Annotated in this window: 14 protein-coding genes; 8 read left to right on the forward strand and 6 right to left on the reverse strand. The window is 38.6% G+C overall.

The genetic code is table 11. The annotated features are described in order from the left end of the window. Positions 1-207, reverse strand: a 207-nt coding sequence (locus F607_RS27850; protein ID WP_038289721.1) for a hypothetical protein, incomplete at its 3' end; no start/stop codon positions are given. Between the two features lie 248 nt (positions 208-455). Here F607_RS27850 and F607_RS0102455 point away from each other — a divergent pair. The 7 genes from F607_RS0102455 (at position 456) to F607_RS0102490 (ending at position 11803) form a co-directional block, all read left to right on the forward strand. Further along, positions 456-3581 (forward strand): GEVED domain-containing protein, encoded by a 3126-nt coding sequence (locus tag F607_RS0102455; RefSeq protein ID WP_027706771.1) that lies wholly within the window; start codon positions 456-458, stop codon positions 3579-3581. A gap of 361 nt (positions 3582-3942) precedes the next feature. Further along, positions 3943-5886, forward strand: coding sequence for a Hint domain-containing protein (locus F607_RS0102465; RefSeq protein ID WP_027706773.1), 1944 nt, complete (start codon positions 3943-3945; stop codon positions 5884-5886). A gap of 174 nt (positions 5887-6060) precedes the next feature. Further along, positions 6061-7296: a hypothetical protein gene (locus tag F607_RS27855; RefSeq protein ID WP_051310753.1), complete on the forward strand. Its 1236-nt coding sequence runs from the start codon at positions 6061-6063 to the stop codon at positions 7294-7296. A gap of 13 nt (positions 7297-7309) precedes the next feature. Then, on the forward strand, positions 7310-8158 hold the full coding sequence (locus F607_RS0102475) for a GEVED domain-containing protein (RefSeq protein WP_157365361.1): 849 nt from the start codon (positions 7310-7312) through the stop codon (positions 8156-8158). Positions 8159-8172: 14 nt separating this feature from the next. Then, on the forward strand, positions 8173-9687 hold the full coding sequence (locus F607_RS0102480) for a hypothetical protein (RefSeq protein WP_027706775.1): 1515 nt from the start codon (positions 8173-8175) through the stop codon (positions 9685-9687). 76 nt (positions 9688-9763) lie between these two features. After that, entirely contained in the window at positions 9764-10999 is a 1236-nt protein-coding gene (locus tag F607_RS0102485) for a hypothetical protein (RefSeq protein ID WP_027706776.1), read from the forward strand. A 384-nt stretch (positions 11000-11383) separates the two neighbouring features. Continuing rightward, positions 11384-11803, forward strand: coding sequence for a GFA family protein (locus tag F607_RS0102490; RefSeq protein WP_027706777.1), 420 nt, complete (start codon positions 11384-11386; stop codon positions 11801-11803). 22 nt (positions 11804-11825) lie between these two features. On the opposite strand, the gene F607_RS0102495 is transcribed toward F607_RS0102490, so the two are convergent. The 4 genes from F607_RS0102495 to F607_RS27860 all read right to left on the reverse strand — a co-directional run bounded on the left by F607_RS0102495 (position 11826) and on the right by F607_RS27860 (position 15526). Next, a complete protein-coding gene (locus F607_RS0102495; RefSeq protein WP_027706778.1) occupies positions 11826-12845 on the reverse strand; it encodes a TIGR00266 family protein in 1020 nt (339 codons plus the stop codon). Between the two features lie 131 nt (positions 12846-12976). Next, complete coding sequence (locus tag F607_RS0102500) at positions 12977-13654, reverse strand: TIGR00266 family protein (RefSeq protein ID WP_027706779.1); 678 nt, start codon at positions 13652-13654, stop codon at positions 12977-12979. Positions 13655-13686: 32 nt separating this feature from the next. Beyond that, positions 13687-14349: a TIGR00266 family protein gene (locus F607_RS0102505; protein WP_027706780.1), complete on the reverse strand. Its 663-nt coding sequence runs from the start codon at positions 14347-14349 to the stop codon at positions 13687-13689. Next, positions 14339-15526, reverse strand: a complete 1188-nt coding sequence (locus F607_RS27860) for a M48 family metallopeptidase (protein WP_051310757.1) — start codon at positions 15524-15526, stop codon at positions 14339-14341. The genes F607_RS0102505 and F607_RS27860 overlap by 11 nt, the downstream gene beginning before the upstream one ends. A gap of 161 nt (positions 15527-15687) precedes the next feature. On the opposite strand from F607_RS27860, the gene F607_RS0102515 reads away from it, so the two are divergent. After that, on the forward strand, positions 15688-16455 hold the full coding sequence (locus F607_RS0102515; RefSeq protein WP_038289726.1) for a substrate-binding periplasmic protein: 768 nt from the start codon (positions 15688-15690) through the stop codon (positions 16453-16455). Between the two features lie 428 nt (positions 16456-16883). On the opposite strand, the gene F607_RS0102520 is transcribed toward F607_RS0102515, so the two are convergent. After that, positions 16884-17651 (reverse strand): substrate-binding periplasmic protein, encoded by a 768-nt coding sequence (locus tag F607_RS0102520; RefSeq protein ID WP_051310759.1) that lies wholly within the window; start codon positions 17649-17651, stop codon positions 16884-16886. Positions 17652-17986: the final 335 nt, after the last annotated feature.

The raw sequence follows: 17986 nt of genomic DNA on the forward strand, positions 1-17986 counted from the left end.
CTTAACACCACCTGATCTATATTTTTCTACGTAAGAACGTAAGGTTTCGTCATCGATGAGTAATGCATCTTTAACTTGGTTTAGCTTCCATCCGCTACCAAGCAAAATCACTGCATTGATTTTATACGCTGCATGACGATTGCGCTCAGCCCTATGAGCTATGCGCAACGCCTTTAATTCTTCTTCTGTGAGCCAAAATCCTTTCATGGTCGCAAAGGATATACAATTTCCCTTGTTAAATCAAAAGATTAAACCTAATTCTCAAACGCTATGGGTATATAAGCGAAAGCTAACGGATTAGACCAAAGTCTATACTTCGTAACTTAAAAATTAGTTGAAAGTGAGTATGGAATAGGTTAGCGTGACTTTGATAAAAAATATTACATTGATATATAAAATATAAATACGGAAAAAAGAAGAGTCTAATAGTATAAAGACTAATACAGGGGGTTGTAATGAGAGATCATCTACTTTTTTTGATGACTCTTCTGCTGTTATCTTTTAATAGTGTATCTGCAGAAAGGTTGAAGCCATTAGAGGTGAATACCTTTAAAATTGCTAATGGTCGACTGTATCACGTCGATAAAAAAAGTCACTCTACAGTTATAAATCACTCTGCTGAACATTCAAACAATAAAATTCTACTTAAAAGAGCTGAAAGTAACTATTACGATCATAGTGATCAATACGAACATTACCAGCAAGTTTATAGAGGGATAGATATTGAAGGTTCTGGCTTAATACTTAGTAAAAATAATCATCATAACGCTCAAGTTCTTTACCAGAAATTATTTAAAAATTTAGAAAGAGATATTGTAACTACAGCAGAACCACCCGATTTTACTCTAGACAAAGTTAAGCTTTGGCTTGTTGAAAACTATTTAAAGAGACAACAGGCTGTGAGTGATTGGCAACTCACAGGTTATACAGTTAAACCTGCTATTTATATTGATTCAAATGATAAGGCCCACTACAGCTATAAAGTTGAGTTTTTAGCGCGTTCCCCATCTATTATTAAGCCAATAAGAGAAAAACTGTTTTTAGATCCCTATTCTCAAACTATCATTGCCCGTCAAGACCTAATTAAATACGAAAGTGAACGTATTGCTGGTAGTGGTTATGGAGGAAATAAGAAGGTTGGTTATCGTCAATATAGTCAGCCGAACTATTTAAACAGAAATGATACGGCATTAGAAGCAAATACATTTTTAGTAAGTTACGATGGGGTAGCTACTTGCACAATGGATCAAGATAATGTGCAAGTTCTGGATGCCAGTCAGGATGATGCTATTAAAACGCCTTATCGCTATCCCTGCTCATTGTCTGGACAGCACGATGAGACTCAAATCAATGAAGCTTACGGTGTAAAGAGTGATGCTCAATTTCATGGTCAGGTAGCGTATCAGTTATTTGACCGTTTACCGTTTATTCATAAAGGGCCTCTTGGTAAGCATGGAGGGAAGAAGAAACCCGTCAAGATTCGTGTACATTCGGGCTCTAAATTAGATGATGGGTTCTGGGATGGAGAGTATATTAATTTGGGGGATGGTGATAAGTACTTTTATCCTTTGGTTTCTTTGGATTCTATTACGCATGAGCTAGCTCATGGTTTTCTTGAAACATACTCAAAACTTGAAGGTGATGCTGGTCACTCATTTGGTATCAGTGAGTCATTTGCAGATATTGCAGGTGAAGCAGCAGAATATTTATTAGGGAAAACACAAAGCTCTAACCTTAATGATTGGCTCTTTAATAAAGAGTCATTTAAGCAAGGAAAAGCCGCTCGTTATTTTGAAAAACCTTCTCAAGATGGTAAGTCAATCGATAGTGCTAAACACTATCATTGGCAACAAAATGGTCACTACTCAGCGGGTGTTTTTAACAAAGCATTTTATCATCTTATTAATGACAATAATGGATGGACTCCACTTGAAGGATTTGAATTATTTGCTCTGGCTGCAGTAAATTGCTGGGGCGATTACCCAAGTTTTACTGAAGCAGCACAGTGTGTATTAGACCAAGCCAAAAACTTGAATGTTTCAGATACAGCGCTAGCAGGGAAAACAATTGAAGAGCTTGAAAAAGAAATTATGTCTGCTTTTGCTAAAGTAGATGTGTATGTGCTGAGTAATACGGGGAGCCATGCTTTGTTTGACTATAGTGTCTCTTACCGTGAAGTTACCTTTACTAATTTGAGTCACCAGTGGGGTCGTGTGAATGGCTCTTCTTTTGTAAAATGGCACTGGGATTTTGGTGATGGGCTTACACAAATTGAAACTAACTCAGCTGCATTAGTAGAACATCAATATAAGGAGGATGGCTCCTATAAAGTCACACTCACCGTAGAGGATAGTTCAGGAAATCAATATACATACAGTAAGACAATAAGTTTAACGCCACATTATTGTACGCCTTCGGGTAATCCTGGTGATCAAGATTTTATCAAACAAGTTAGTTTAGTGAGTACAGCTCTAGGTCAACAATTAGGGCCTGTTACCTTGCAAGAAACCTCGGGTTATGGGAAGTATTTGAATACTCCTTTTAAAGTAAATGCGGGTGAAAATTTTACTATTAAGCTAAATAAAGAGAGTAATAGCTATAGTCATTATTGGTCAGTTTTTATTGATTCTAATGGCGACGGTGATTTTGCTGATGAAGGCGAGTTAATTACTGAGTTTAAGAGTAAAGAGAACATAAGCTCACAAATAACTATACCTTTAATGCCCGCTAACGCCAGTACGCGAATGCGTATTGCCATGAGTTGGGGAACGAAAATAAAAAATCCTTGTGATTCACTCAAGGTTGGGGAGTTTGAAGACTATCTGCTTATCAATGGTGGGACGGATACTCATCCAGATCCGCTAGTCAGTTTTAGCTTCAGAAAGGTAGAAGATACTGTTTATTTTAAAAATACTTCACGATATCTACCTGATGAAATGGATTGGCAGTGGCAAATCAATGGTCAAACTTTCAGTGGTAAACCGGCATTTAACAGCGAAATCTCACATCAATTTGAAGTACCAGGAGAAGGTGAGCCTCCAATTTCTTACCGGGTATCACTTGTTTTGAATGGTATATATACCAGTGATGTGGCAGAAATTACTTTTGAAAATGAAGCAGATACTTCAGGCTTGCCGCAAGGTTATTGTAACGCACAAGGCAGTTATGCTTTTTACGCCTATATAAATAAATTTGGACTCGGAACATTTTTGAATAGTTCGGGGAATAGTGGTGGCTATCAAAACTACACAGATCAAACAATTTCTTTAAAAAAAGGAAATACATATTATTACGCTTTAACACCATATTATTCATGGGGTAAGAAAGATTCTTATGCGGGTATTTGGATAGACCTTAACCGAAATGGTCGTTTTGAAGATAATGAAAAACTGGTAACAGAATCAAACTTTAGAGAAACTATTGCAGATAGTTTTTTGATACCAGTAACAGCAAGCACAGGTTTAACTAAAATGCGTGTAATATTGAAAAGTAATGAGCGTCCCAGTGCTTGTGGCACATTTGGTCATTTTTTGAATGGCATAGGCGGGGAGGTAGAAGACTATATTGTTAATTTACAATAGTATGATTTTGCCTTAACAAAATAAGTCGTCAAAGATACGGTTTAGTTCGTCAATAATCACCAGTTAAAGATATCTGTTTGGTTAGAATAATTAAAATGTATTCACTGAAGTTAATAGGTGTCTTTTTCTGTGAAAAAAATAAAACAGAATAACTATTACTAAATTGAGCAATCAACACTATACCCACAGTGAAGGTTTTTTTAGGGGCGGCTGTCAAGCGATGAAGCCCCTGGAGCTTATATAAATAAGTGACTGGGGTGGCAGTAAACTGCATTCCCACCATCCTTGGTGGTCAAGAGCCTGACAACAAAACCTAAAATTGATTCGCGAAGGGTATAAAAAGCATAAAGAGGACTCCGTCGTGAAACTTAATAAACTCTCATTTGCTATCGCTGCCATAGCGATGTCAGGGGCATTATGGCTAGGTAATCCAGCCTGTGCTGTTGAACACCGTTTATCTGCGCCTGTTGAGGAGTTAACGCCTTCGTTTAATAAGGCACGAGATCATATTGACAAAGTCATAGGTAAGAAAAGTAATGCTGTCAAATTAGACCTTTCTGACCAAAAACAATATGATTATATTTTAGAGCATTTACGCCTAACGGGTACTACCAGAGAAAAGTCGCCACAGTTATATAGAATGTTGGAGCAGTCTAAAAAAGAGCACACATTAAAACGTGAATATCATAAAATGCTGAAGTCAGGCGTAGCAAAAGACAGAGCTATTTCATTATTGAGTGCTAATAACAATGAGCAGATTAATTTAGCGAGAATTTTAACGAATAATAAACCTAAAGATATTTTTCATCGAATTCAAGATTTGGATGCGGGTAAAAATGTCAAAACGAAAAAGAATGAAATGCTGGCAAAAGCTAGGACCAGTATTACAGGTAAAATGACGTATACTTATACCAGTGCTGTTGTAATGGGACCTCATCCAGATGACCCCAAAAAGATGATTAAACTGGGGCATCCAGGAGGAATACATGCATTTGCAGGAAATGCAAATAATGTGGTGGCTTATAGTCCAGTAACCGATGAAATTATTAGCGCTGTTTACGATGATGGAGATTTGTTAACTGTTGAATCGATAGTGATATATGAAGATGCTGATGGTAATAAAGGTCATTATGTCACAAGGTCTAAAAAAACAGTCAGTGAGTATAAAGCGAAGAAAAAAGGAGAAAGTTCAAATGGTGAACTTGATCTCATAGCACCTGTGGATAAAAATGAAGATAATAAAATACAGGTATGTTTAAATCGAGATCATGGTGACTGTGATTATGAGCAAATGTATCCTGCTAATACGCCAAATGATAAGCTATTAATTAAACTTCCCTTTCAAGGAACAATTACAATACCGCATAAAGTAAAAAAAATATATAAGCCTTCTGAAGTACCCGCCGACTCATTCGTAACTGGAAAAACAAATATTTGGATATCAACCAATACTGGAGAACATGCCCAGTTAGTTGATCCTGCAACCGGAAAAACTTTTGTCGACTTTATGGACCCACCTCGTGAGGTAATGATTGATGGTAGGCCACATACTATTATTTCCTGGGACATCCCTAGAGAACAGGCTGTATTCGGTACTGCGACAATGTATAAACGGTTCAAAAATGTTGAGTGGGAGATCCATATTATAGCAGATGTTAATCTCATGTTTTATGAAGGGATAGAACCATTTACCGTGGATATTACTGCCGATAATAGCCAAACACCTTCACATCAATGGGTTATTGAAAGTCGAATGCCTTTTATGTATTTCGAATATAGCTGTATGGCAAAAGGTACACTGATTACAATGGCTGATGGTACACAAAAACCTATTGAGCAAGTCATGATTGGTGACCAAGTGCAAGCTAATGGCTTAGTTATGAGTGTTGAAGATACTTCCATTGGTAATGAAGTTTTACCGATGGTTCGCATCAATACTAAAGATGGAAAATCTGTATTATTAACGGAGACTCACCCAGTACTCACTAAAAATAGAGGTATTGTTTGGGCGCAGGAAGTTCGGCAGGGCGACCAGTTAATTACCCAGCAAGGTACTACATCTGTTATAAAGGTGGCTAATGAAAACTATAACGATACAGTACATAATCTAAAACTAGCTAAGCTCGAAGATTCAAAAGTCGTACTGGCAACGGATTCAAAAGCTGTGTTTGCTAATGGTCTGTTAGTAGGAGGAATTACTATGCAAGCAGATTACTCCTTTAAAGATCAACAATCGTTAACGGTTGAACAGCAATTACAACAAATCCCTGAACGCTGGCATCAAGACTTTTTGAATAACCAGTAATTACCTAAAGATATCAGTAACTGTGTGAAAAGCTGTACATCACATACACGGTTACTGATTCTGAGTTTTTCCTTCATGAATAGCAGGGCGTTATTAATCAATTAGTGAGCATACCTAAAAATGTGATTTTTAGACGTGCCCAGACGTAAACGCTAAATTTAAGGACATATATTGATGAAGATAAAAAAGTATAACTTCATCCAGGCCATGGTACTTACAGCAGGGGTGAGTTTAGCTTCTACAGCAAGCTTTGCAACTGAAATACCAGGCATCGATAATGATAATATTCCTTTGGGGACAGCCTATCATAGTAAAAAAGGTGGATTTTATGGTTTTCAAGCCGTTAACGGTGATATAGATGAAAGCTATGGAAATACTGAATCGGAAATTCGCTTTGCGGTTGATCTAGGTTATAAGCAGCTTTTGGATATGGTCAATGGTAGTGTTGATGTTGGTGTAAAAGTGAATGCCGTGAGTGTTGATGCAGGTGGTGAGTACGCTACTGAAAATGCAGCGGATGAATATACAGGTACCTATACTTTTTATCTAAATAGTAAACCCAAAAAACGACTACTGGTGCCTGTAAATAACCAAGGATATCAACCTACAGCGGCAGCGGTGGAGTTAGCTGATGAAAGCCCTGGAAATCGTTTTGAGGAATTGGGCGACGAGTTTGTAACAGCGATTGAGTATGGCTCATATTTGTTAATAAATATGAAAATCGAGTATCGCAGTGCTAAGGATAAAAAGAATATTGGTGGTTATCTAAAAGTCGATGCCATGGGTGTTGTCAATGTCAGTGGTGATTTGAACTTATTGGATGAAGCGACTAAAAATTCTGTCAAAATATCGATTACTGCGAAACAAGTGGGGGGTGATCCACTTCGCTTAGCGAATATTATTCCTGATGGTTTAATGAAATGTAGTTTAGCTAATCCGACACCTTGTTTTAATTTATTTAAAGAAGCTGTTGTTTACCTTAAAACAGATTATATTAATCAACTTAATGGTTTAGATAAATATAACCCTGTCAAACTTTATACGCAGCAGTATAAATATTCTGGTCCTGCGTTAAATGTATTACTGCCTCAAACAGGTTATGAGGATGTTGAGTATTTGACCAAGCTTTCGGTCAAACGAATGAGTGATCGTTGGGTTAAGTCTATGTTAGATAAGCGTCGAGCAGAGAATATTTTAAACTATTACTCAGCTACGTTAAATTCAGAGGATAAAGCAACTATTAAAGATATTGAAATTAAAGCGCGATTCAATGCGTATAGCTATGCCAGTGCCGTTTCTTACTGTCAAAAAAATCCCCTCGGCAGCTATTGCCGTGAACGTGAGCAAATGATTAATGCCAGTAGTATTAGAACGTATGATGATTCAAAACTGAATTTAAGCTCACTTTGATAGGGAAAAAGAGATGTTAATAAGGAATCGTATTTTAATCATTATGCTTTATTGCATGGCTGCTTTTTTTTCAAGTGTTAGCTATGCAAATCAATATCAAAACTATGGTATGTGGGATGATATCCTTTCACCGGTTCAAGCTGTTGGTCGCTTTCAGTGGCTAGAAAAATGCTATAGTGGTCTATTGGTTGAAACCTGGGAAAGAATGTATGATGCTACTGACTTACAATCTGAACAGGATACAATTAATGAGTTAAAAAAAACATGGCTTTATGAAGACGGTAGACTTAAGAGCTTTCCTCAATATTTAACGTTTGGTAATGAAGACCATGAAAACCCTGTAAACTGGAAAGCGGGTATTTCAGTCAGTGAATCTTGTAAAACAATACCTGTGGGGTATCGGATTATTGGCTTAATTACCAGCTTTGATTTTAAGGACTATTGTAAAATATCTGCAAGAGACTCATCAAAGGGCTATATAAAACAAGTTGAGTTTGGCACGTTTACTAATATTAGTGGTGCTAATAACCTGTCTAATTTTTGGGGACGTGTTATTCAAGTAGACCGTGGCGGTAATTATCATCTGGTAGTTACTCCTGGTTTTACAGTTATGGCATGGCCTGAAACATGGCACGGTTGGATTGACTGGAATAGAGATGGTGATTTTTCTGATAAAGGTGAAGCTATTTTAATCAATGAAGTGAGTGATGAGGCGATTAGTAAACTGATTAAAATTCCTGCCAATGCAAAACCAGGATTTACCAAAATGCGAATAACTATGGACGTGGGTGGTGGTAGTCGTAATCCATGTAACAATATCCGTTTCGGTGAAGTTGAAGAATACACCATTAAGATTAATTAAGGCAGGGCAAGGACATGAAATCAATATTATTTTCAGGTCTGTTGGTGAGCACAGCACTGAGTGTGAATAATGCTGCTGCCGCAATGAACAGAGATTTACCATTTGATAACCAGCCAGAAAGATCGTGGTCGATGATGTCGGAACGGTTTGGCACAAAAATTCCTGGCTTGGTCAATGATCATATTCAATTAGGTACTGCTTACGACAGTTCAAGAGAGATTTTTTTAAATCATCAACCTGTTGCGGGTGTAGAACGGCAGAATTATGGTGGTGTTAAATTTACCATTACCTATGATCAGGATACCAGTTATGATGAAGTCCTGAGTATGCTTAATGGTAGTGTTGATGCTTCTGTAGCAATTAATGTTGTGCAGGTTAATGCGGGTGCTCATATCGCTAAAGAAGCTGCAGAGTCGGAGTTTGCCAGCTCTTATACCTTCAGTGCAACAGCTACACCCAAAAAGCGTGTTTTACTGCCTGAAAACGCTAATACAGGTTTTGTTTTATCTCCAGTGGGAGACGCCATAGCCACTCAGTACCAAAATAAATTAGCTGAGCTGGCAGGTGATGAGTTTGTGACTTCCATTGAATACGGTGCCCAGCTGTTTGTTAACATGAAGGTGGAGTTTTTAAATAGCCGTGATAAAGATAATATTGGGGGATATTTAGGCGTTGATGTTGCTGGGGGGATTGTATCCGTTAAAGGTGAGCTGGATTTTCTGGATGAAGAGGTTAAGAAATCGGTTAAAATTACTGTGAGAGCACTGCAAAAAGGGGGTAATCCAATAGAATTACTAAAGGTTATTCCTAATAATATTATTACTTGCTCATTGGAAAACCCTAAGCCGTGCTTTGATTTATTTGAAGAGTCCATTCAGTATGCAAAAACTGATTTTCAAACACAGTTTGACTCATTAAGTGACTATAACGTTGTAAGTTATGAAACAACTCGTTATGACCGTAGTACAGTTGACGTGAAACGTTTAGTTCCAGAATATCAAGAAGTCAGTTGGCAACGTGATCAAATTATCTATGAGATGACGGATAATTATAAGCGCGCAATTAAGGATGAACAGCGTGCATCTGATTTACTTGCAAGTTACTTTAGTTGGATGCCGAGTGAGCAGCGCACGAAAGTGGAGCAAATTAAACAAGCGGCGTATAACAACGCTTGGCTATATTATGACATTGCCAAGTACTGCCAGGAGCATCCTTTTGGCACTGAATGTGTCGATTATTGGAATAATGTCAAAGAAACCTGTGCAAGCACTGCAGAAGAAGCCTGTATCGCTGAGTATGACCACTCTCAGTTAGAAGTAAACAGTGAAATTAAATCTGTGCATCAATGTGAAGTTGCACGGCAAACAGCCACCAATAAAGGTTTGGAAACCGATCGACAGTCGCTTGCTTATCGTAAGTTACGCTGGGCACCTGTTTTTGTTGATAATGCTAGACCCAACGATGGTGTCCTAGAGTGGACTCCTTGTGAGTTTGCGTTAACGACTTACGGTGATTATTTCATAAATTAATATCTTTAAAGCTATACCCTTTTTATGAAGGGTATAGTACACACAAGTTAGGTACTACTTTGTAGGAACCAACCCGGTGAAAAAAATAACCACAATCCTACCAATTATGTATAGTGCTCACTATGATATTGGGTCTAGTGTTATAAACAAGGCTGCTTTGAAATCTAGTTTGCTTGGTTTTTTAACGGCATCATTGATTTCGTTATCTTCTCAGGGGATGACTGCTGAATACATAGCAGATAATGCGCAGTTAGCATGGCTTGGGCTTGGTGTTGATAGTCGTAGTGGTTTTAAAAAGCAGGCATGTGTTGCTGGGCACTGGAAAAAAGCTGGAGATACCAGCGTCGAGTTAAGTTATTTAGGATCTCGCCAAGTCAAAGATACCATGGAGCAGGTTTTTGGTAAGATAAAAGGCGGCGTAAATGTTATTATATTTTCTGGCTCTGTCAGTGTGTCGATGACATCGCGTATCTCAGAAAATAAAACGACAGCAGCTTCAACCCTTAAACTTGCCTACAATGGACCCAACTATACTCTAGAAAATCGTCGTTTAACATCTCTAGGGCAGGCAATGACCCATGCAGACCCAACCAGCGTAATGAGTAACTGCGGCGATGAGTTTATCTATCATATGGATACCGGAGGTGAGGTTTATGTGACGGCAAAGTTGCACTTTAAGTCAAAGGAAGCATATAAAAAGTTTGTTACTAAAGTCAAAGTACGGGTGTTATTTGTCAAAAAGACAAAAACATATACCAAAGAGTGGTACAACTATGCAGAAGATGCTGTTTACAGCATTAATGTGGTAACAAAAGGCGGTAATACCCCAAAATTAAAACAGTTGCTCAGGGATAATCCTCAGTACTGTAAGATTGAAAATATTAACGATTGCTTTAATACCGCTAATTTATTGTTTGCTTACTTATTTGGTGATAATGGTTATCACCAGGACCTAAGCGCTGCGCCAATGAAAGTGCTGTCATTTGACACTCGGCGCTATGATGATTCTGGACACTTTGCCCTTAATCCACCCAATGAACCTTATGTTGACCCTGGTTTTAAAATTCAGGAAGAAAAAATAAAGATTACACTTCTAAAGCAGTACGACTATCAACAGTCACTTCAAGCATTTTATGCTGTTGAATCTAATAATGTACAAAAAGAAAAATATGCGGAAGAAATTGCTAAAGTAGAACATAATCTAACTGAACTTCATCAGGCAACGGTTACATGTCAGGCGGCATCAGCTTTCGTGGTGTGCCGGGCGGCAGTTGATCAGGCAATGGCAAATTTATATCCAGTGCAGATCTAGTTAACAATTATCCAATTAGTTTTTATTGTGCAATGCTAGGGCCTGTTAACACTATTTGAATATCACTGTTATGACGGTAAAAGCACTCATCTAGGCGCGAAGTTTAGTTGTTCTAAATGAACAATGAGCAACAACGAGTAGTGCTTTTACCGTCTTAACCCTTCGGGCCGTGATTATTTTTCCGCCTAGCGGTGTTACAAGTCATTTATGTAGAATGACTACACGGCATTCCTTGTGCCTAGCTAGGCGAAAAAATACTCTACGGCAGTGGTGATTCAAATAGTGTTAACAGGCCCTAGTCAGTATCAGCCTACTGACATAACGCTGTCAGTAGGGCTGGTTTATTCTGTTTAAGTGTTTTCAAAAAGACAGAAGGGTTATTGTATGGGAGAATATAAAGGTCAGTGTGCATGTGGAGCAGTTGCATACTCAATTGATGGAGAGCCAATTAATACAGCTTTTTGTTACTGTAAAAGTTGTCAAGTGCATACTGGTTCTGATAAATGGTTTGGTGTGTGGGTGCCAAAAGAAAAGCTGACTTTTACAAAAGGGCAGCCTACATTGTATACCCGCCTAGGTGACTCAGGAAAAGATATGATACACAATATTTGTGGTCATTGTGGAACTACGCTATGTATCGAAGTTACAGTAGGGAATTTTTATTCTGTTTCTGCGAGCACCTTAGATAACCATGAGAACTTAAAGCCCAATATTGCTATTTATACGGCCTCTGCGCCAAGCTGGGCCGTTTTTCCTGAGGGTATTGCCAAGTATGATGTATTACCTCCTGAGCTGAGTGGTTAAAAAAGGACTCATAAAGGGCATATTACCCACTGCTGCGTGCAGGACGGTAAGCATGTGCCCACCATGCGAAAGCATCTACTCCACGGGTTTGAATCCATACCTTACCTTTACCAGAAAAACGACAAACAAAGCCTTCACCTGAGAAAAATAATGATTTATAACCACCCACTTTGCTAATTTTATAATCGAGGTGTTCGGTAAACGCTACAATATTGCCAGTATCGACCACATAATTATCCTGAACATCAATTTCGATAATAGCTCCATAGCTATTGAACCATAAATCGCCTTTACCCGATGCGCGGATTAAAAATAAATTTTCACCAGAGAAAAAGCCTTTGGTAAAGCCTTGCCATTTTGTTTCAATGTTTACGGACATAGCCGAAGCGACAAAAGCGGAATTTTGCAAGTACAATACTTCATCATTTAAATACACATGCATCATATCGCCAGGCGCGCCTGGTGCAATACCAATTTCACCGGGGCCATGGGCGGCAGTAAACTCATTTATGAAAATAGACTCTCCTGTTACAAATCGTCCCAGGCCACCCTTAAGTTTCGTTTTCATCTCGATATGGGTGTCCATAGTTGCCATGGCCGAGGCTTCTACTTTTAAGGTTTGATTGGCAGGTAATTGGACTGTTACAAAACTGTAATCAGGTTTACCTTCTATTTTAAACTGTAAGCCAGGATGATCGGTTGGTGATTCAAATGTGTCACTGATGGGTGAGGAGGAGTCTTTTTTTACTGACGTGTTGTTGTTTACAGAAAGGTTTTGAGTAGCTGCTCTTGCTTCAGCATCAGCTTCGTCTGCAGTTAAAATACGACAGCCAATACCTAACTTATCCAATACATTACGAATTTTAATAGCGGTTGCCTGATCAACATTTCTTTTTATCGTGACTGGACCTTTTTGTAATGTTTGCATCGCTACTTCTGGTGTTGTTTTGAACAAACGAGCAAACTGAGCGGATGCATGCTCTATATTTGTAGCATCTGCTATTTTACCTGTTAATGTTACGTGATATTGGTTATCTTGCATTTGTGAACTTCCTGTGCGAATCGCTTTTGTCTCTGCTTACGGCGCTTAAACTTAATTATCACTTTAATTAATCTATGGTTTAAAGCTTGTTATCACAGATTAAAAGCCATTCACTTAAAATAAGACAAAACCTATCGAGATCTCAGATCACCGCCGAGCATAGCACCAAAGCTACTAGGATTATGTGACTGACACCAAACAGTACCTTTACCATGAAACTTACAGACTAAACCTTCTCCACCCAAAAATGAATGCAACCAGCTTTTTCCTGCTTTGGTGATGGTAAAGTCCAATGTTTCATTGAAGGCGACAATATGGCCCGTATCAACAATATACTCACCATCCACATGAATAGGATAAATAGCGCCAAAAGAGCTTATAAGTACTTTACCTGAGCCTTTTAAATGGACCCAAAATACCCGCTCGCCAGATAATATTGATTTAAACCCCTGCCAACCCAGGTCAATCTCAATGGCATGTTCACAGGCGAGAAATGAACTGCCTTGTACAACCAGTGTTTCATTATCCAGCGTCATGACTTCCATATCGCCAGCCAAGGCCGTGCCTAACCATACCTCACCCGTGGTGTTTTGTGCTTCAAAATGGTTAATGAATAATGACTCACCAGCGACCATCCGCTTTACAGCTTTTAGAATACTGCCTTTGCCTCGCTTATGGGTGGTGGTAGTAACGTTTATGTTATTGCTCATCGCAATCATGGCACCAGATTCAGCAGTGCACACCTCAGTGGGGTTTAAGGTGACTTTAGCCGCAGTATTTCCTGGCCGATGCAATAGCTGTATTTCCATTAAGAGGCCCTTTGTGAAAACATCAACAGACACTAAGGTAGTTTAGGGTTTATCCAACCTGCCAGCCCGGATAAACTACGTGTTTGTATGGTGATTTTGCCTTTGCCTACGACACGTGTTACTAACCCTTCACCACTGAAAAGACTGGAAAAAATGCCACCCGCTAATTGTAGCTTGAGTTTAATGGTGGGTTCGTAGGCAACTAAATGGCTGGTATCAACAATATACTCGCCATCGATTTGCTTTTCTAAAAGTGCGCCAAAAGCACCGTACCATACTGTGCCATTGCCCTTAACCACAATTTTAAAGAGACCTTCTTTGGCTAACCAGGAAACAAAACCAGCCCACTTAACGCCTACTTTAATACCCTCAGTACAGGCTAAAAATGCACCAGGTTGCAAGTAAAGCGTTTGTCCTTTTAACTCAATGGCTTTTATTTCGCCAGGAGTTGGCTGAGCAAGGGTTATCTGTCGAGTACTTTTAGTATTATTAGCGAACTCATTAATAAATAAGGTTTCACCACCTAAAAAATGACGTGCTAATGCAGGAAAAAAACCACCATTAAAACGAGAGTTCAAGTCTAAGTCCGCTGACATGGTTGCCATAGCATCAGACTCAGCGGTTATTCTCTCTCCAGGAGATAGTTCAACATCTAAGTAAGAAAAGGCTCGCCCGCCTTTAATTTCAGTTTTCATCTGTAGTTATGTCCGATGAAGTATGAGTCACAAATTGTTGTACAGCTTGTTTCAATTTGTCAAATTCTTTATCCAGATTACGAAATGAAGCACTATCTGCTTGTGTGAGTAATTTTAGCTGATCAATTCGATCTGATGTAGTTGGGTGGCTGCTCAGTAATGCCAAAGATTGTTGGATTAACGCGTGATTTTCATCATCGGTAACTTGCGATAAGCGTTTTTTTTCTTCCTCTTGAATTTTCTTGAAGAATTGGTGGAGTCCTTGGGGGTTAATATTGGCAGCTTTTAATAGCACAACACCTTTTTCATCGGCATCAGCTTCAAACTGTCTGGAGTAACTCTGGTTGATTAATAAAGGAGCAGCCTCGGCAATTACTGCTAAAAGTCCTGTCATATCGCCAAGGAATGCATCTATGATAATAAATGTGCCACTGGCACTGATCATATTGCGTAGTCCATGTTGCTCTGTCACATGCGCAATTTCATGGGCAACAACACCCAGTAATTCTTCGGCACTGTCTGCTTTTAATATGAGTCCTGAATGAATAACAATATAGCCTCCAGGTAATGCAAAGGCATTGACTTCCTCATCTAATGAAATTGAAAAATGAAAATCATAGCGTTTATCAGGTAATGCGGCTAATAGGGGGCTGGTAAGAGGTTTAAGTAGTAACTCAGCCTGCTTATCAGGCATGAACGTGCTTTCTAACTGATACTGTTTTAAGGCTCGTTTGGCTAGAGTTTGTTCCCAGTCTGCTGGTACCTGCCGAGCAATCATTGCAGCCATTGGGTCTATGGCGAAGTAAAGTGAAAATGGACTGGCAATAAATAGCAGGCTAACGACTATAAAGATGATATGGTTTGTTGTGCGTTTTCGTTTGGCATGAGATAGCTGGACAGCAATTGTAGGATGATCAATCAATAAAGGATCATTCAGTATCGATCGGTCACTGGTGTAGTACGACAGCTCTGGCCAGTCTGGATGAGAGATAAATACCAGGCGATTACTTGCACCGCCCAATTTAAACTCGCTGCCTTCAATAGGAATGGCTAGTTTCTGTTCACCACCAATAAAGCTGATTCTACCGTTTTCGATAGATAGTGTGCCAGAACATCGACCATTGGGGAGGTTTTTATAAAAAGCATGAGCGGTGTAGTTATGCTGAGAATTATCCATAGATTAAAGACTTTTGGCCTTGATGATAGTACCTATAATAAGTGTTGTTGGTGATTTTTAGAATCATTGATCTAACCTTTTTTGAATTATCATTATTTTAGGTATTAATGCTCTAATCAAACTACACTTGGAGCAAATTTCATTCAAGTGAAGTTGTAGTTATGATTTACACGTTTGTAAGAGCAGTCTTTTTATTCTTTCTCTCTATTTGTAGTCTGTATGTTATTGCTGATAGCAAAATTAAATTAACCATCGGAGAGTGGCCTCCATTTATGGCTGAGGGTTATAAACACAAAGGTGTTATGTCTCACATAGTTGAAGAAGCATTCAAGGCTGAAGGCATAGAAGTTCAATATCGCTTTTACCCATGGAAAAGAGCTTATAATGAGGCAGAAGAGGGTAAAGAGTGGCAAGGCACGGTCGGCTGGTCAATGTCTGATGAACGTAAAAGCTCATTTATCTATACTGAGCCTGTGATGAAATTAAAGGATGTTTTCTTTCACCGTAAAGATATGCAATTTGACTGGAAAACATTTGATGACCTAAAAAAATATCGTATCGGTGCTTCAGTAGGTTACTTTTATGGTGACGAGTTCGAGGGAGCTGAAAAAGAGAAAAAAATTAAAGTTTATCGCATATCTAAAGATGCGAGTAATATGAAAAAATTAGTTGATGGGAAAATTGACTTATTCCCACAAACTTTGGGTGTTGGCTATGAGATGATTGAAACAATGCCTGAAGCAAAGGGGGTAATTATCCATCACCCTCATCCAATAAGAGAAACTGACTATTACTTGATTATCAGTAAAAAGGCTGATAATGCACAAACTTATGTTGATGCTTTTAATAAAGGAATGGAAAAAATTAAAGCATCAGGTATGTATGAACAAATTCTAAAGGACAGTGCGGAAGGAAAATATCGCCAATAAGTTGCTTCTGACAAAGTCGGGAATACAGCAAGAAAGCTTGTTGAACTGTTTGCCGTATGGATGTGGCATTGGCAACAGTTTATGCTAGGACCTGTTAACACTATTTGAATATCACTGTTATGACGGTAAAAGCACTAATCTAGGCGCGAAGAGTGAAGTTTAGTTATTCTAAATGAACAATGAGCAACAACGAGTAGTGCTTTTACCGTCATAACCCTTCGGGCTGTGATCCACCTAGCAGTGTTACAAGTCATTTATGTAGAATGACTACACGGCATTCCTTGTGCCTTGCTAGGCGAAAAAATAGTCTACGGCAGTGGTGATTCAAATAGTGTTAACAGGCCCTAGATTAGAATACCTAATTTTTAGACTTGAAAAAGTAGTTTTAAAAGCAAATGAGAAACTGTAGAACAATATATTTTTTCATATTACAACCAGTCATCTAGTCCATACTTATCGAGAATGGTTTTAAGTTTGCCTGTTTCCCGCAACTTTTTGATGCCATCAGAAAATAATTGAACGTAATTTTGTGAAACATTTTTTGCTGGAGAACACGCAATGTATATGTCTTCTGGTTCAAGGAGTAAGCCAGCTTCGACGATGTCATTACTTAAGCCAAGTTCATTGAGCTTTGACTTTACGACCAAATCAGCTCCAACTGTCACAGTAATGCGCCCAGCGACCAGCTTCCTTAGATTTTTTTCAAGCGCGTTATTACTGCTAATGACCTTAACCATGGGCGATGATTGCTTGTTTTCTATGTAGGCATCTAAATTGTCACTATAATCATATCCACCAATAACCCCAAGTCGCTGGTTTTCGAGTGAGTCAATGCCTTTAAAGGTCCAGGTATTGCCTTTTTTGACATAAAAGGTAGAGCCAACTTTGCCCCATGATTCGGTTGGGTAAATAAAATCGGGTGCTTCGCTTTTGCTTACACCTACTAAGCAATCATAATTGCCTTGTTTGACTTCCAAAAGGCTACGTTGCCAAGGCATCATTTTGTAATCTATTTGGTGGCCGTGTTCACTCATAATAGCGTTAGCTATTTCAATCATATAACCTGGCTTTTCATCCTTAGGTTCACCATTAATGGGAAACCATTTATCTGCTCGGATGGTTATCGTATCTGCATGGGATACCTGAATTAATGGACTCAAAGTAAGCACAATTATTGCCTGCTGAATTAATTTCATCAGTTTTTTCCAAATTTTAGGGTATTTAGCAGTTCCAAAGTTTAGATTATAATGCCGCCGCTATCATGCTTATTATATAAGCATTGTAAAGCTACTTTTACCATCTTCTGATTAGGTTTAAATAAAAAAATAATACATCGATGTAAGGGGTATTTGGCGGACGTTCGTTATGCTGATTTTGGGAAAAGGGTACTTCAGAACAGGTGTCAACAAAAAACTGGCTTAATGCAAATCGAAATTTAGCGGTACATCTTATATGAAATTTAAGCACAAATGATTGAGTTTAAACTGCTATAACTAAAGGTATTGTCACGACACCGGCGCCTTTGTAGTTT

Source organism: Zooshikella ganghwensis DSM 15267, from assembly GCF_000428585.1.
In the GTDB taxonomy this organism is placed as follows: Bacteria; Pseudomonadota; Gammaproteobacteria; order Pseudomonadales; family Zooshikellaceae; genus Zooshikella; species Zooshikella ganghwensis.

Bases quoted from the DNA above. Each gene is read 5' to 3' on its own strand.
- F607_RS0102455 (WP_027706771.1), top strand. From the start codon at position 456: ATGAGAGATCATCTACTTTTTTTGATGACTCTTCTGCTGTTATCTTTT.
- F607_RS27855 (WP_051310753.1), top strand. From the start codon at position 6,061: ATGAAGATAAAAAAGTATAACTTCATCCAGGCCATGGTACTTACAGCA.
- F607_RS0102475 (WP_157365361.1), top strand. From the start codon at position 7,310: ATGTTAATAAGGAATCGTATTTTAATCATTATGCTTTATTGCATGGCT.
- F607_RS0102480 (WP_027706775.1), top strand. From the start codon at position 8,173: ATGAAATCAATATTATTTTCAGGTCTGTTGGTGAGCACAGCACTGAGT.
- F607_RS0102490 (WP_027706777.1), top strand. From the start codon at position 11,384: ATGGGAGAATATAAAGGTCAGTGTGCATGTGGAGCAGTTGCATACTCA.
- F607_RS0102495 (WP_027706778.1), bottom strand. From the start codon at position 12,845: ATGCAAGATAACCAATATCACGTAACATTAACAGGTAAAATAGCAGAT.
- F607_RS0102500 (WP_027706779.1), bottom strand. From the start codon at position 13,654: ATGGAAATACAGCTATTGCATCGGCCAGGAAATACTGCGGCTAAAGTC.
- F607_RS0102505 (WP_027706780.1), bottom strand. From the start codon at position 14,349: ATGAAAACTGAAATTAAAGGCGGGCGAGCCTTTTCTTACTTAGATGTT.
- F607_RS27860 (WP_051310757.1), bottom strand. From the start codon at position 15,526: ATGGATAATTCTCAGCATAACTACACCGCTCATGCTTTTTATAAAAAC.
- F607_RS0102515 (WP_038289726.1), top strand. From the start codon at position 15,688: ATGATTTACACGTTTGTAAGAGCAGTCTTTTTATTCTTTCTCTCTATT.
- F607_RS0102520 (WP_051310759.1), bottom strand. From the start codon at position 17,651: ATGAAATTAATTCAGCAGGCAATAATTGTGCTTACTTTGAGTCCATTA.